Source organism: Dactylosporangium sp. NPDC051087 (assembly GCF_055586325.1).
In genome coordinates this window covers 77,674-93,648 of sequence record NZ_JBVJIJ010000038.1, presented here as the reverse complement: position 1 = coordinate 93,648, position 15,975 = coordinate 77,674, and the positions used below count along the sequence as shown (strand labels likewise).

The following is a 15,975-nucleotide window of genomic DNA, read 5'->3' as shown; positions in this document are numbered from 1 at the left end:
GTGACGAGGTCCTTGAGGAACGACACCTGCATCGTCGCGTCCTCGATGAGCATGCCGCGGTGCCAGCCGAAGGCGGCCTGCCGCTCCAGGAACACCGCGTGGACGGGTGGCCCACCGGCGGCGTTGTGCTCGTGGACGGCGATCGCGAGCGCCAGGTTCGACGGACCGAACCCGACGCCGACCAGGTCGTGGACCGGTGCCGTGCCGTCCCGGAGCGTCTGCGGCATCGCTGTCCTCTCATCGTGTCGGGGTGTTCGGCAGGCCCGGGTCCGAGGACCCGGGTCCGAGTCGTGTCAGGGTGTTCGGCGGACCCGGGTCCGAGTTCTACCGGGTGTGCGTGAGATAGCCGCCCATGGTGCGGAAGTAGTCGGTGGCGGCGAGTTCGGTGCCGTCGTCCAGGCGGACCCGCTCGACGGCGAGACCGTGGTTGCCGCCGCGGCGGGCGTCGGCGCCGGCCACGATGACGACGGCGTCGTCCTCGCGGATGAAGATCCGGCCCGGGGTGCCGCCGTACAGACGCTTGGAGACCGAGGCGGCCACGATCCGGATCCGTTCGCCGCGGTGGTAGGTGAACGCGTTCGGGTACGGGTCGGACTGGGCGCGGACGAGCCGGTCCAGGTCCTCGGCCGGCCAGGTCCAGTCGATGCGGCTGTCGTCCTCGGCGCGCTTGTGGAAGAAGCTGGCCTTGGAGCGGTCCTGCGGCGTCCAGTCGGTGCGTCCCGACGCGATCAGGGCGAGACCGTCGACGGTGATCGGGCCGAACAGCTCGAGCGTCTTGTGGAACAGGTCGGTGGTGGTGTCGCGCGGACCGATCGGGACCGCCCGCTGCAGCACGATGTCCCCGGCGTCGAGATCGGCATCCATCATGTGCGCGGTGACGCCCACCTCCGCCTCGCCGTTGATGAGGGCCCAGAGCAGCGGGGCGAACCCGCCGTACGACGGCAGCAGCGAGTCGTGCACGTTCAGGGTGCCGAACCGGGGCAGCTCGAAGATCTTCGGCGGGATCCAGGTCCGCCAGTTCGTGGCGACGATGACGTCCGGATCCGCCTGGTGCAGTCGTTCCAGCAGCTCGGGGTCGTCGGGCCGGTCCCGGATCAGGACCTCGACGCCGTGTTCGGTGGCGAGGTCGGCGACCGAGTCGCTCCAGATCCGCTCGTACGGATGGTCGCTGGCCGGGTGGGTGACGACGAGCGCTACCTCGTGCTCGGAGTCGAGCAGCGCCTGGAGGGTGCGGTGCCCCCAGGTCTGGTATCCGAACATGACGACACGCATGGAGACTCCCCAGGTAAGTGTGAGACGCGGAGGGCAGGTCCCGCGCACGGCAACGCGGGTGGCGATGGTGCGGGCGGTGCCGATCCTCTCCGGTCGGGTGCGGCGGTCGGCCGCTGATGCCGTCGGGCGGGCATCTGGTCAGGGCGCGGCGTTCAGCGACACGTTGTAGAAGCAAGCTATGCCTACCCTAAGTTGCGCGAGCGACGCAAGAGCTCGGGTCCGCTCATTCACGTTCCCCGCTGCTCGCTCCGGCGGGTCATTCCCGGCATCGCCGCAGGTGACCTGCGCGGCGCGGGAACGGTTCGAGCCTGCGTGCGGCAGGTGTGGATTCGGACGCATTGACATCCGCCGCGGAAGCTCCGTAACCTCCGCAGCAAGCTTAGGGTGACCTAAGTGTTCTGCGGCGTCCCGTGGCTGGACGGCGCGCGGTCTGTCGAGTTCGTCGGCGCGGTCAGGCGCCCGGCATCGACGCACCAGGTCCGGCGGCGATCCGCGGACCCGGACCGCCGCCTTGCGCCGCAGGAGTGGAAGCCCCGCACCCCCTCGCACCGTCGCCACGACGACAGGGCGCGCCGTCGCGTCCCCACCCGAATCCCTCTGCCTGCACTGGAGGCGCACCACCATGGCCACGAACCCGTTCGACGACGAGACCGGCACCTTCCTCGTCCTGGTCAACGACGAGGGACAGCACTCCCTGTGGCCGCTCTTCGCCGCCGTACCCGACGGCTGGACGACGACGCACGGCCCGGACACGCGCGAGGCATGCCTGGCGCACATCGAGGCGAACTGGACCGACATGCGGCCCAAGAGCCTGATCGCCCTGATGGAACGCGGCGACTGAGCGTCCCGACGCCCGCCGCCGCGCCGAAGAGGTTGCCCGATGTCGCGTGCCCATGCCCCGAACCAGCGAGGAGCGTCCCCCAGATGACCACCACCGAGCCCGATGCCCTGGCCGTAGTCGGTGCGCTGGCCCGCGCGGCGACGACGCCGTACCTGATCTACGAGCAGGCCGGCCGGTGGCGGTTCGCCACCGCGCCCGCCGCCGAGCTGCGGATGAACCGTCACGAGATCCGGCTCACCACCGCGGACGGCGAACGCGTCGTGCCCCTCGGCGCCGAGCCCCTGCAACAGGTCGCGGAGATCCTCGCCGGACTGCCGCAGAAGACCTGGCGCGCGTACGGCTGGGCCGCGTTCGAGCTGTCGTTCCTGCTGCACGGCCGGCCCGCCGACGCCGGGGAGCAGACCCTGCTGCAGCTGTTCGTCCCACGGTACGAGGTGGAGATCGACGCGGACGGCGGCGTGCTGCCGCTGACCGGTGAACCCGGGCCCGCCGAGGACGCGCTCACCGCCGCCGGCACGCAGGTCTGGGCCGCGCCGCAGGCCGAGCTCGACGTCACCGACATCGACGCCGACCGCTACCGGGCGACCGTCGCCGCCGCCGTCGCCGAGATCCGCGCGAGCGGCCTGCAGAAGGTGATCCTGTCCCGGGTCGTGCCGGTGCCGGGCACGGTCGACCTGCCCGCCACGTACGTCGCCGGCCGTCGCGGCAACAGCCCCGCCAGGTCCTACCTGCTCGAACTGGACGGGCTGAGCGCCGTCGGGTTCAGCCCCGAGACCGTCGTCGAGGTCACCGCCGACGGCGGCGTCTGCACCCAGCCCCTCGCCGGCACCCGGCGGCTCTCCGGCGATCCGGCGCAGGACCAGGCCCGCCGCACCGAACTGCGGCACGACCCGAAGGAGATCGTCGAGCACGTCATCTCCGTGCAGCTGGCCCAGGAGGAGCTGCGCGGCGTGTGCCGGCCCGGGTCCGTCGTCGTCGAGGGCCTCATGGACATCAAGGAACGCGGCAGCGTCCAGCACCTCGCCTCCCGCGTCCGCGGCCGGCTCACCGGCGACCGCAACGGCTGGCACGCCCTCGCCGCGCTGTTCCCCGCCGTCACCGCCTCCGGCATCCCGAAGGCCGAGTCGCTCGACGCGATCGCCCGGCACGACGGGCGCCGCGGTCTCTACAGCGGCGCCGTCATGGTGGTCGACTCCACCGGTGCGATGGACGCCGCCCTGGTACTGCGGACGCTGTTCGTCCAGGACGGCCGGACGTGGCTGCGCGCCGGCGCCGGCATCTCCGCGATGTCCACGCCGGAACGGGAACTGGAGGAGACCCGGGAGAAGTTCCAGAGCATGTCGCGCTTCCTCGTGCCCGCCGCGCCGGAACCCGCGCCGGAATCCCGGCCGGTGAAGGACTCCGGGACGCTCGAGCGGCTGCGGCTGGTCGCCGCGGAGCTGACCGAGGAGGAGCCGGGGGACATCGCCGCCGACACCAACCTGTTCGAGCTGGGGCTGGAGTCGATCGCCCTCATGCGGCTCGTGCGGGACTGGCGGCAGGAGGGCATCGAGGTCAACTTCGCCGAGCTGGCCGAGCATCCGACCCTCGACGGCTGGGCCAAGCTCCTCGACGACCGCCGCCCGGTCGCGCCCGCCGAACGCGTCGAACCCGCCGCCGCATCCTCCGCCGCCGACGACGACACGTTCCCCCTCGCGGTCCTGCAGCACGCGTACTGGGTCGGCCGCGGCGGCGGGCAACGGCTCGGCGGTGTCGCGGCCCACCTGTACACGGAGTTCGACGGCGCCGACGTCCGCCCCGACGACCTGCGCCGCGCCGTCGAACGGCTCATCGACCGGCACGAGATGCTGCGGGTCGTCATCACCGACAACGGCCGGCAGCGCATCGCCGGTACCTCCGGCTGGCGCGGCCTGACCGTCCACGACCTGCGCGACCTCACCGACGACGAACGCGCCGCCCGCCTCGACGCGATCCGCGACGCGAACTCCCACCAGATGCTCGACATCGAGGGCGGCGAGGTGTTCTCGACCGCGCTGAGCCTGCTGCCCGGCGGCCGGACCCGGCTGCACCTCGACGTGGACATGGTCGCCGCCGACGCCGTCAGCTACCGGATCATGCTCGCCGACCTGGCCCGTGCCTACGCCCGGCCCGACGAGGACCGTCCCGCACCCGGCTACACCTACCGCCGGTACCGCGAGGCCGCGCCGCCCGCCCGGTCCGCCGCCGCCCACGCGGCCGCCGACTGGTGGCGCGACCGGCTGCCGACCCTGCCCGGCGCACCTGTGCTGCCACTGGTCACCCGGCCCGGCGCGGCCACCTCGACCCGGACCGCCCGCCGCGCGGTCATGCTGCCCCGCACCGAACGGCAGGCCCTGGCCGACGCGGCCCGCGCACACGGCATCACCGTCGCGATGGCCGTGGCCACCGCGTTCGCCGAGACGATCGGCGGCTGGAGCGCCGAACCCCGCTTCCTGCTCAACGTGCCGCTGTTCGGCCGCGAGCCGCTGCATCCCGAGGTCGGCGACATCGTCGGCGACTTCACCAGCTCCGTCCTGCTCGAGGTCGACCTCAGCCGGCCGGCGGACTTCCTGAGCCGCGCCCGGCAGATCCAGGGCCGCATGCACGCCGACGCCGCCCACGCCGAGCACACCGGCGTCGAGGTGCTGCGCGACCTCACCCGCGCCCGCGGCGAACAGGTCCTCGCCCCGGTCGTGTTCACCAGCGCCATCAACCTCGGCGAGCTGTTCGACGACACCGTCACCGCCCACTTCGGCGACCCGGTCTGGATCATCTCCCAGGGCCCGCAGGTGCTGCTCGACGCGCAGGTCACCGAGGTCGGCGGCGGACTGCTGGTCAACTGGGACACCCGCGACGAGCACTTCGCCGACGGCGTCGTCGACGCGATGTTCGCCGCGTTCGCGGCACTCGTCCAGCGGCTCGCCACCGACCCGGACACCTGGCGGCTGCCCGTGCCGCAGCTGCTGCCGCCGGCCGCCGCGCAACGCCGCACGGACGCCAACGCCACCGCCGGGCCGCGCGGGCACGGGCTGCTGCACGACGGGTTCTTCGCCGGCCGCACCCCCGACGCGTCCGCGATCCTCGGCCGGGAGCACGTCACCCACGGCGAACTGCGCGAACGGGCCCTGCGGGTCGCCGCCGCCTTGACCGCCCGCGGTGTGCGGCCCGGCGACCCGGTCGGCGTGTCCCTGCCGAAAGGCGCCGGCCAGGTCGTCGCGGTCCTCGGCGTCCTCGCCGCCGGTGGCGTCTACGTGCCGGTCGGCATCGAGCAGCCGGCCGCCCGCGCCGAACGGATCGCCGCGCTCGCCGGTTACCGGCTCGTCGTCGCCGACAGCGCCGAGCGGCGGCCCGGCGCCGCGGTCCTGACGCTCGCCGAGGCCGAGACCGCGGAACCGCTCGACGAGCCGGTTAGGGTCGACGAGGAGGACCTGGCCTACATCCTGTTCACGTCCGGGTCGACCGGCGAACCCAAGGGCGTCGAGGTGCCGCACCGCGCGGCGATGAACACCATCGAGGACCTCATCGACCGGTTCGGGATCGGCCCCGCCGACCGCACGCTGGCCGTGTCCGCCCTCGACTTCGACCTTTCGGTGTTCGACCTGTTCGCGCCGCTGACCGTCGGCGGGGCCGTCGTCACCGTCGCCGAGGACCGCCGCGACGTGGACGCCTGGGGCGGGCTCGTCGCCGAGCACGGCGTCACCGTGCTCAACTGCGTCCCGGCGCTGCTCGACATGCTCCTCGCCGGCGGCGCCGACGTCGGCGGGACGCTGCGGCTGGTGCTGCTCGGCGGCGACTGGGTCGGCGTGGACCTGCCCGCCCGGCTCGCGGCCGCCGCGCCCGCGTGCCGGTTCGTCGCGCTCGGCGGCACCACCGAGACCGCGATCCACTCGACGGTCTGCGAGGTCACCGGGCCCGTCCCGGACGACTGGCGATCGGTGCCGTACGGCACCCCGCTGCGCAACGTGCGCTGCCGGGTCGTCGACGCCCTCGGCCGCGACTGCCCCGACTTCGTGCCGGGCGAGCTGTGGATCGGCGGCGACGGCGTGGCCCGCGGCTACCGCGGCGACCCGGACCGCACCGCCGACCGCTTCGTGCAGCACGCCGGGCTGCGCTGGTACCGCACCGGCGACCTGGCCCGCTACCTCACCGACGGCACCATCGAGTTCCTCGGCCGCCGCGACCACCAGGTGAAGATCCGCGGCTTCCGGATCGAGCTCGGCGAGGTCGACGCCGCGCTCGCCGCCGACCCCGCGGTCCTCGCCGCCAGCACCGTCGTCGCCGGTGCGAGACCCGGCGTCCCCGGCGTCCTGGCGGCCGCCGCGGTCCTCGACGGCGGGTCCGCCGAGGCGGCACACGTCCGCCGCCGGCTCGGTGACGTGCTGCCGGCGCACATGGTCCCGGAGCGGATCGTGGCCGTCGGGGCGCTGCCGCTGACCGCCAACGGCAAGATCGACCGGGCCGCCGTGCGCGCGCTCGTCGAGGCGGCCGTGTCCGAGACCCGTACCGGCGACACCACCGTCGACCCGGCCACCGACCTCGAACGGGTCGTCGACCTGGCCTGGCGGGAGGTGCTCGGCGCCGAGCGGATCAGTGCCACCGCCGACTTCTTCGCCGTCGGCGGCGACTCGGTCCTGGCCGTCACCGTGGTGGCCCGGCTGCGGGACCTGCTGGACACCAGCACCGTGTCGGTCCGGTCGCTGTTCGCCGCGCCGACCGTCGCCGGGCTGGCGGCGGAGCTGACCCGCGGGCAGGAGCGGCCGGGACGGCTGGAGTCGATCGCGGAAGTGGTCCTGCAGATCGCCGCGATGAGCGACGACGACGTCATCGCCGGTCTCGGCGAACTCCCGGAGGTGTCCGCATGACCCTGCTCGACGGTGCCGTCGGCTGGCCGGCCGACCTCGCCACGGCCTACCGCGCCGGCGGGTACTGGACCGGTGCGACGTTCGGTGGGCTGCTGCGCGACTGGGCCCGCGCCTACGGACCGTCGACCGCCCTGGTGTCCGGGCCGGTCGGCGCGCCGCAGCGGCTCACGTACGCGCAACTGGACCAGCGTGTCGACGAGCTCGCCGCCGGCCTGCACGACCTCGGCGTCCGCGCCGGCGACCGGCTCGTCGTCCAGCTGCCCAACACCGCCGACTTCGTCGTCGTCCTGTTCGCCCTCGCCCGGATCGGGGCGGTGCCGGTGCTGGCGATGCCCGCGCACCGCCGCGCCGAGATCACCCACCTCGCCGAGCTGTCCCAGGCCGTCGGGTACGTCGTCGCCGACGTCGTGCAGGGCTTCGACCACCGGACCCTCGCCGCCGAGGTACTGGAGGCGGTGCCGGGCGTGCGGCACGTCCTCGTCGCCGGCGACCCGGGCGACTACACCGCACTGTCCACTGTGGCCGGTGACCCGGCGGTGCTGGCCGGGCTCGCCCCGGTCGAACCGTCGTCGGTGGCGGCGCTGCTCATCTCCGGCGGCACCACCGGCCGGCCGAAACTCATCCCGCGCACCCACGACGACTACGCGTACAACGCCCGCGCCAGCGCCGAGGTGTGCGAGCTGACCGCCGCGGACCGGTACCTGGTGACGCTGCCCGCCGGGCACAACTTCCCGCTCGCCTGCCCCGGCCTCATCGGCGCCCTCGGCGTCGGCGCGACCGTCGTCATGGCCCCGGCGCCCAGCCCCGACGTGGTCTTCGACCTCGTCCGGCAGGAGCGGGTCACCGTGACGGCGCTGGTGCCGCCGCTGGCCCGCCTCTGGGTCGAGGCCGCCGAGGCGGAACCGCACGGCGTGACGAGCCTGCGGCTGCTGCAGGTCGGCGGCTCCAAGCTCGACGCGGACCTGGCCCGCCGCATCCCGGCGGCGCTGGGCTGTGCCGTGCAGCAGGTGTTCGGCATGGCCGAAGGCCTGCTCAACTACACCCGCGCCGACGACCCCGCCGACCTCGTCGAGATCTCCCAGGGCCGCCCGCTCAGCCCCGCCGACGAGATCCGCGTCGTCGACGAGGACGGCGCCGATGTGCCGGCCGGTGAGGTCGGCGAGCTGCTCACCCGCGGCCCGTACACGCTGCGCGGCTACTACCGCGCCGAGGCGTACAACGCGACGGCGTTCACCGCCGACGGGTACTTCCGCACCGGCGACCTCGTGCGGGTCCTGCCGACCGGTCACCTCGTCGTCGAGGGCCGCATCAAGGACGTCGTCAACCGCGGCGGGGAGAAGGTGCCGTCCGGCGAGCTGGAGGAGATGGTCCTCGCCCACCCGGCGGTCGCGCAGGTCGCCGTCGTCGGCCTGCCCGACGAGGTCCTCGGCGAGACCGTGTGCGCGGTCATCGTGCCGAACGCCGGGACCGCGCCGCCGAAACTCAAGGCCGTCAAAGCGTTCCTCGCCGAACGCGGCCTGGCCCGCTTCAAGATGCCCGACCGGCTCGTCGTCGTCGACGAGATGCCGCTGACCGCCGTCGGCAAGATCAGCAAGCGCGACCTGGTCGCGGGTCTCACCGCACCTTCAGGAAAGGCCACGACGTGAGCACCGAGCACCGCACCCAGGACGTCGCCGCGCTGCGGCGGGAGCTGCTGCGCCGGACCCTGGCGGCCCGCGACCTCAGCACCGCGCTCGCCACCATCGACCCGCCCGCCGGCGCGCGGGAGGGCAACCGGCCGCTGGCGTCAGGGCAGCGGCGGATGTGGTCGGTGCAGCAGCTGGACCGCGACAGCGTCGGCTACAACATCCGCATCGCCCTGGACCTCACCGGCCCGGTCGACGCGGACACGCTGCGGCACGCCCTGGACGCGGTCGTCGCCCGGCACGACATCCTGCGCACCACGTACCACCTGGGCGACGACGGTCAGGTCAGCCAGGTCGTGCACGAGCACCTGCCGGCCGCCTTCGACCGGCACGAGGCGTCCCCGGAGCGGGCCGACGCGCTGTGCCGTGACCTCGCCGCGGCACCGTTCGACCTGGCCACCGACTCGCCGCTGCGGGCCCGGCTCATCGTCACCGGCCCGCGGACCTCGACCTTCGTCCTCGTCGCCCACCACATTGCCTGGGACGACGCCACCTCGGCGATCTTCTTCGCGGACCTGATGGCCGGCTACGCCCGGCCCGGCACCGACCTCGGTCCCGCCAGGCAGTACGCCGACCTCGCCCTCGCCGCAGACCGAGCCGCAGACCGGGCCGCAGACCGGGCCGCCGACCGGGCCGCCGACCGGGCCGCCGCGGACCAGGGGACCGGCCTGCGCTACTGGCGGGAGCACCTCGCCGCGCTGCCCGAACCGCTCGACCTGCCGATGCTCACCGGCGCCACGCTGACCGCCGGCGCCGACCGGTCCCGCCCGCTGCGCCCCGGTGCCGCCAGGCTCGTGCGCGATCTCGCCCGCCGCGACGGCGCCACCACCTTCATGGTCCTGCTCGCCGCCGTCACCGCGCTCCTGCACCGGTACACCGGCGCCGACGACCTCGTCATCGGCGCGCCCGTCGTCAACCGTGACCTGCCCGGCGGCGACGAGGTGATCGGCTACCTCGGCAACACCATCGCGCTGCGCATGGACCTGCGCCCCGACGACACGTTCAGCACCCTGCTGGCCCGCGCCCGGCGCGTCTGCCTCAACGGGTACGCCCACCAGGACGTCGCCCTCGACGACGTCGCCCGCGCCGTCGACCCGGACCGCAGCCGCGGCGACGCCGGCCTGTTCAACGTCGTGCTGTCACAGCGCAGCCCCGTGCTCGCGCCGTTCCGCGCCGCCGGGCTCACCGCCGTGCGGCGGCACGTCGCCGGCGACGCCGCCCGCTTCGACCTCACCCTCGCCGTGGAGACCGACGGCGACGACCTCACCGTCGAGGCCAACCACCCGCAGTCCCGCCACGCCGGCGCGGTCGTCGAGCAGCTCCTGGAACACCTCGACGTGCTGCTGCACGCCGTCGCCGCCGACCCCGACCGGCCCCTCGCGGACCTCGAACTGCTCACCGCCGCGCAGCTCGCGGACCTCACCGCGTGGAACGACACCGCCGCGCCGGCCGAGACCCGGCTGCTGCCGGACTGGTTCGCCGCGCAGGCCGCCGCCACTCCGCGCGGCACCGCCGTCCTCGCCGAGGGCCGGCACATCAGCTACGCCGACCTCGACGAGCGGGCCAACCGCCTGGCCAGGCTCCTCGCCGCGGACGGGGTCGGACCCGAGCACACCGTCGCGATCGCCGTGCCCCGCTCCGTGGAGATGGTCGTCGCCGTGCTCGGCGTGCTCAAGGCCGGCGCCGCCTACGTCCCCGTCGACCCCGACTACCCGGCCGACCGGGTCCGGTTCATGCTCGCCGACGCCCGGCCGGGCCTGCTGCTCACCACCGAGGACGCCGCCGACCGGCTGCCCGGGACCCCCGGCGTCCGCGTCGTCCGTCTCGACACCGCCGACCTCTCCGCGCACGCGGGGCACCCCGTCACCGACGCCGACCGGGTCGCGCCGCTGCTCGCCCAGCACCCGGCGTACGTCATCTACACGTCCGGCTCCACCGGCGTGCCGAAGGGCGTCGTCGTGTCATACGGGTCGCTGAGCAACAAGCTCGCCTGGGCCGGCGAACGGTTCCTCGGCCTGTCCGGGCACACGCTCATGCACTCGTCGATCTCCTTCGACTTCTCCGTCACCCCGCTGCTGTCGACCCTGGTCGCGGGCGGCACCCTTGAGCTGTGCGCGGACTCCCCGGACGCCATCGCCGACGCGGCCGGCGCCGCGACCTTCCTGAAGATCACGCCGAGCCATCTGCCGTTGCTGTCGTCGGTACGCTTCGCCGACGCCGGACCGCGCACGCTGGTCATCGCCGGTGAGGCGCTGCGCGGCGAGGCGCTCGGCGACTGGCGCCCACCGGCCGGGCACTTCGACGTCATCAACGAGTACGGACCGACCGAGACCACCGTCGGCTGCCTGCTGTTCCCGATCGACGGCGGGGTCGCCCCGGCCGGCGCCGTCCCGGTCGGCATGCCCGTCAGCAACACCGTCTGCCGGGTCCTGGACGAGCGGCTGCGGCAGGTCCCGGTCGGTGTCGCCGGCGAGCTGTACGTCGGTGGCGTCCAGCTCGCCCGCGGCTACCTGCGCCGGCCCGGCCTGAGCGCCGCCCGGTTCGTCGCCGACCCGTTCGGCGCGCCCGGCGACCGGCTGTACCGCACCGGCGACCGCGTCCGGTGGCTGCCCGGCGGCGCCCTGGAGTTCCTCGGCCGCGCCGACGACCAGGTGAAGATCCGCGGCTTCCGGGTCGAGCCCGGCGAGATCGAGTCCGTGCTGCTGCGCCACCCGGACGTCGCCCAGGCCGTCGTCGCCGCCCGTACCGACGGACCCGGCGGCACCTACCTCGCCGGCTACGTCGTGCCCGCCACGGACGCCTCCCCGGACGCCTCCCTGGACGCAGACGGGCTGCGCGCGCACGTCGCCGCGGCCCTGCCCGACCACATGGTGCCCGCCACGTTCACGCTCATCGACGCGGTCCCGCTGTCCCCGTCCGGCAAGGCCGACAAGCGCCGGCTGCCCGCCCCGTCGTTCGGGCCGGCCACGGCCGAGCCGGAGCGGGCCGGGCGGGCGCCCGCGACCGACGTCGAACGGACCCTCGCGACCCTGTTCGCCGACCTGCTCGGCCGGGAGAGCGTCGCGCTCGACGAGTCGTTCTTCGCCCTCGGCGGCGACAGCATCGTGTCGATCCGGCTCGTCGCCCGGGCCCGCCGCGCCGGGCTGCGACTCACCCCCAACGACGTGTTCACCCACCGCACCATCGAGGCCCTCGCCCGCGTCGTCACCGTCGAACAGCCGGCCGCCGCTACCGCGGCCGGCGACACCGGCGGGACCGGCGCGGTGCCGCTCACCCCGATCATGCGGTCCTTTGCCGCCCGCGGCCCGCTCGGCGACGGGCACCGCATGTCCGTGCTCGTCGACGGCCCGGCCGGGGTCGGCGAGGCGGCCCTGCACCGCACGCTGCAGGCCGTGATCGACCGGCACGACGCGCTGCGGGCCCGGCTCACCCGCGCCGCGGACGGACCGCAGCTCGAGTTCCGCCCGGCCGGCACCGTCACCGCCGCGTCGGTGCTGCGCCGGGTCGAGGGCCCCGGCGACGGCACCGAACTCGCCACCGCCACCGCCGGACTGGCCCCGGCTGCCGGCGAGGTCCTGCGGGTCGTCTGGTTCGACGAAGGACCGCTGCACCCCGCCCGGCTGCTGATCGTCGCGCACCACCTGGTCGTCGACGGCGTCTCGTGGCGGGTCATCGTCGAGGACCTCGCCACCGCCTGGCGGGCCGTCACCGCCGGCACGCAGGTCACCCTGCCGCCCGTGCCGACCGCGTTCCGCACGTGGGCGAACACCCTCACCGCGCGGGCCGCGGACCGGCAGGCGGAGCTGCCCGTGTGGCAGCGCGTCCTGGCCGGCCCCGACCCGATCCTCGGCAGCCGCCGCCCCGACCCGGCCACCGACACGTGGTCCACCGTCCGCTCCGTGACCGTGACCGTCGATCCGGCCGTCACCGGCGCGGTCCTCGGCGCCGTCCCGGCCGCCTACTTCGCCGGCGTCGACGACGTCCTGCTCGCCGCGCTCGGCCTCGCCGTCACCGCCTGGTCCGGCGACCGTGGCACCCCCGCCCGGTCCAACCTCGTGCTGCTGGAAGGCCACGGCCGGCAGGAGTCTGCCGCGCCCGGCACCGACCTGTCCCGCACCGTCGGCTGGTTTACCAGCCAGCACCCGGTCCGCGTCGACCTGGCCGGCATCGACGTCGACGACGCCCTCGCCGGCGGCCCGGCGGCCGGCGCCGCGGTCCGCAGGGTCAAGGAACACCTGCGCGGGCTGCCCGAGCACGGCATCGGCTTCGGCGTCCTGCGGCACCTGCACCCCGAGTCCGGCCGGCACCTCGAAGGGCTGCCGGAGCCGCAGCTCGGCTTCAACTACCTGGGCCGGTTCACCGGCGCCGGCACCGACGGCTGGAGCGTGCCGGCCGGTGGCCTCGACGCCGCCTACGACCCGGACATGCCGCTGCCGGCGGGTCTCGTCGTCAACGCGATCACCGAGGACTCCCCGGACGGGCCGCGGCTGACCGCGCACTGGATGTACGCCACCGGCGTCTTCGACGAACCGTCCGTCGCCGACCTCGCCGACCTGTGGTGCGCGGCACTGCGCGGCCTCGTCCGCAACGCCGAGGGCCCGGGCGCCGGCGGCCGCAGCCCGTCGGACCTGACGCTCGTGTCCCTGGACCAGGAGCAGATCGACTCCCTCGAGGCGAAATGGAAGCGCGCATGAACTCCGCCTCACTGATCGAGGACATCGTCCCGCTCACCCCGCTGCAGCAGGGTCTGCTGTTCCACGCCACCTTCGACGAAGGCGCGGCCGCCGGCGCGGGCGGCGACGCGGTGGACGTGTACATCGCGCAGCTGGTCGTCGACCTCGACGGCCCGTTCGACGCGGCCCGGATGCAAGGCGCCGTCGCCGCGCTCGTCGCCCGGCACACGGCGCTGCGCAGCGGGTTCGTCCGCGACGTCGGCGAACCCGTCCAGGTCGTGCTCCGCGAGGTCCGGACGCCGTGGACCGAGCACGACTGCACCGGCCCCGGCGGCGCCGAACGCGCCGACGCGATCCTCGCCGCCGACCGCACCACCCGCTTCGACCTCGGCGAACCGCCGCTGCTGCGGGCCATGGTCCTCACCCTCGGCCCCGACTGGCACCGGCTCGTGCTGACCAACCACCACATCGTCCTGGACGGATGGTCGACGCCGCTGCTCATGCGGGACCTCTTCGTCCTGTACAGCGGCGGCACCGACCTCCCGCCGGCCAGGCCGTTCCGGGATCACCTGGCGTGGCTCGCCGGACGGGAACCGGCCGCGTCCGTCGACGTGTGGCGGCGCGCACTCGACGGCGTCACCGACGGCACCGCGCTCGCACCCGCCGCCCGCGACAGCCGGCCCGTGCTGCCCGCCGAGATCGTCGAGGACCTCCCGCCGGGACTGCTGTCGGCGCTGCGCAAGCTGTCCCGGTCGCTCGGCGTCACCCTCAACACCCTGACCCAGGTCGCGTGGGGCATCGTCGTGGCCCGGCTCACCGGCCGCGACGACGTCGTGTTCGGCGCGACCGTCTCCGGCCGCCCCGCCGACCTGCCCGACGTCGAGCACATGGTCGGCCTGTTCATCAACACCGTCCCCGTCCGCGTCCGGCTGCGCGCCGCCGAACCCGTCGCCGACCTCGCCCGCCGGCTGCAGGCCGAGCAGGCCGCGCTCCTGGACCACCAGCACGCCGGGCTCGCCGACATCCAGAAGGCGCTCGGCACCGGCGAACTCTTCGACAGCCTGCTCGTGTTCGAGTCGTTCCCGTTCGACAACACCGCGATCGACGACGCGATCGCCGCCGCAGGGCTGCGCGCCTCCCACGTCCACCGGCCGATCTCCACCCACTACCCGTTCACCGTCATGGTGATGCCGGCCGGCGGCCGCCTCGAGGTCACCGTCAAGTACCGGCCGGACGTCGCCGACGAGGCGCAGGCCCGGACCCTGCTCGGCCGGCTCCGGACGGTCCTGGAGGCGATCGCCGCCGACCCGGCCGCGCCGGTCGCCACCGTCAGCGTCCTCACCGCCCAGGAGTCGGCGGCCGCCGCCGCCCTCGCCACCACCGACGTGCCGCCGGTCGCCGGCACCGGCCTGGCCGGGCTGTTCGAAGCGCAGGCCGCGAAGACCCCTGACGCCGTCGCCGTCGAGTTCGGTGCGGTGCACCTGACCTACGCCGAACTCGACCGGCGCGCCGACGCCGTCGCCGCCCGGCTCGCCGCGCTCGGCGCCGGCCCGGAGGACCTGGTCGCGGTGCTGCTGGAACGCGGCGCCGACCTGGTCGTCGCGGCCCTCGGCGTGCTGAAGGCCGGCGCCGGCTACCTGCCGATCGACCCGGCCTACCCCGCGGAGCGGATCGCGTTCCTGCTGGCCGACGCCGCGCCCGTCGCCGTCGTCGCCGCGGCCGACCTGCCCGGCTCCGCCCTGCCCAGGGTCGATCCCGGCGCGGCCGCCGGGGACGGCCCGCGGCCCGCCGTCACCACCCACCTCGACAACACCGCGTACGTCATCTACACCTCCGGATCCACGGGCACCCCGAAGGGCGTCGCCGTCACCCACCGCGACGTGGTCACGCTGTTCGCCGCCGCGCGGCCGCTCTTCGAGTTCGCCGACACCGACGTGTGGACGATGTTCCACTCGTTCTCGTTCGACTTCTCCGTCTGGGAGCTCTGGGGCCCGCTTCTGCACGGCGGCCGCCTCGTCGTCGTCCCGCACGACGTGTCCCGCTCACCCGCGGACCTCCTCGACCTGCTCGCCGAGCGGCGGGTCACCGTGCTCAACCAGACCCCGTCGGCGTTCTACCAGCTGGCCGCCGCCGACGCGGACCGCCCCGGCACCGACCTCGCGCTGCGCTACGTCGTGTTCGGCGGCGAGGCCCTCGACCCGGCCCGCCTCACCGGCTGGCACGCCCGGCGGCCCGGCCGGCCCGCGCTGGTCAACATGTACGGGATCACCGAGACCACCGTCCACGTCACCCACCGCCCCCTGGATCCGGCCGCCCTCAACACCGCGGCGAGCGTCATCGGCCGCGGCCTGCCGGGCTTCACCGTGCACCTGCTCGACAGCGGTCTCGGACCCGTCCCCGACGGTGTCGCCGGGGAGCTGTACGTCGGCGGGCCGCAGCTCGCCCGCGGCTACCTCGGGCGGCCCGGCCTGACCGCCGCCCGGTTCGTCGCCGACCCGTTCGGCGCACCCGGCGCGCGGCTGTACCGCTCCGGTGACCTCGCCCGCCGCAACGGCACCGGCGAACTGGAGTACATCGGCCGCGCCGACGACCAGGTGAAGGTCCGCGGGTTCCGGATCGAGCCC

At 74.7% G+C, this 15,975-nt stretch carries 7 protein-coding genes (1 of these 7 only partly in view); 5 read left to right on the top strand and 2 right to left on the bottom strand.

All coding sequences use genetic code 11. The features are described from left to right. Both ACZ6TV_RS47715 and ACZ6TV_RS47710 read right to left on the bottom strand, forming a co-directional pair. On the bottom strand, positions 1-227 hold a 227-nt coding region (locus ACZ6TV_RS47715), incomplete at its 3' end, for a SidA/IucD/PvdA family monooxygenase (protein ID WP_465306973.1). Positions 228-324: 97 nt separating this feature from the next. Beyond that, positions 325-1,272, bottom strand: a complete 948-nt coding sequence (locus ACZ6TV_RS47710; RefSeq protein WP_465306971.1) for a methionyl-tRNA formyltransferase — start codon at positions 1,270-1,272, stop codon at positions 325-327. Positions 1,273-1,894: 622 nt separating this feature from the next. Here ACZ6TV_RS47710 and ACZ6TV_RS47705 point away from each other — a divergent pair. The 5 genes from ACZ6TV_RS47705 to ACZ6TV_RS47685 form a co-directional block, all read left to right on the top strand. Then, positions 1,895-2,113: an MbtH family protein gene (locus ACZ6TV_RS47705; RefSeq protein ID WP_465306969.1), complete on the top strand. Its 219-nt coding sequence runs from the start codon at positions 1,895-1,897 to the stop codon at positions 2,111-2,113. Positions 2,114-2,196: 83 nt separating this feature from the next. Further along, complete coding sequence (locus ACZ6TV_RS47700; RefSeq protein ID WP_465306967.1) at positions 2,197-6,993, top strand: salicylate synthase; 4,797 nt, start codon at positions 2,197-2,199, stop codon at positions 6,991-6,993. Beyond that, positions 6,990-8,639, top strand: a complete 1,650-nt coding sequence (locus ACZ6TV_RS47695; RefSeq protein WP_465306965.1) for a (2,3-dihydroxybenzoyl)adenylate synthase — start codon at positions 6,990-6,992, stop codon at positions 8,637-8,639. Before ACZ6TV_RS47700 ends, ACZ6TV_RS47695 begins: the two co-directional genes overlap by 4 nt. Further along, a complete protein-coding gene (locus ACZ6TV_RS47690) occupies positions 8,636-13,372 on the top strand; it encodes an amino acid adenylation domain-containing protein (protein WP_465306963.1) in 4,737 nt (1,578 codons plus the stop codon). Before ACZ6TV_RS47695 ends, ACZ6TV_RS47690 begins: the two co-directional genes overlap by 4 nt. Then, a protein-coding gene (locus ACZ6TV_RS47685; RefSeq protein WP_465306961.1) for an amino acid adenylation domain-containing protein crosses the window boundary here: on the top strand, positions 13,369-15,975 show its start. The gene runs 11,496 nt beyond the window's last position; the window shows 2,607 of its 14,103 coding nt (coding positions 1-2,607); it begins with the start codon at positions 13,369-13,371; its stop codon lies off the right edge, out of view. The genes ACZ6TV_RS47690 and ACZ6TV_RS47685 overlap by 4 nt, the downstream gene beginning before the upstream one ends.

Bases quoted from the DNA above. Each gene is read 5' to 3' on its own strand.
- ACZ6TV_RS47705 (WP_465306969.1), top strand. From the start codon at position 1,895: ATGGCCACGAACCCGTTCGACGACGAGACCGGCACCTTCCTCGTCCTG.
- ACZ6TV_RS47700 (WP_465306967.1), top strand. From the start codon at position 2,197: ATGACCACCACCGAGCCCGATGCCCTGGCCGTAGTCGGTGCGCTGGCC.
- ACZ6TV_RS47695 (WP_465306965.1), top strand. From the start codon at position 6,990: ATGACCCTGCTCGACGGTGCCGTCGGCTGGCCGGCCGACCTCGCCACG.
- ACZ6TV_RS47710 (WP_465306971.1), bottom strand. From the start codon at position 1,272: ATGCGTGTCGTCATGTTCGGATACCAGACCTGGGGGCACCGCACCCTC.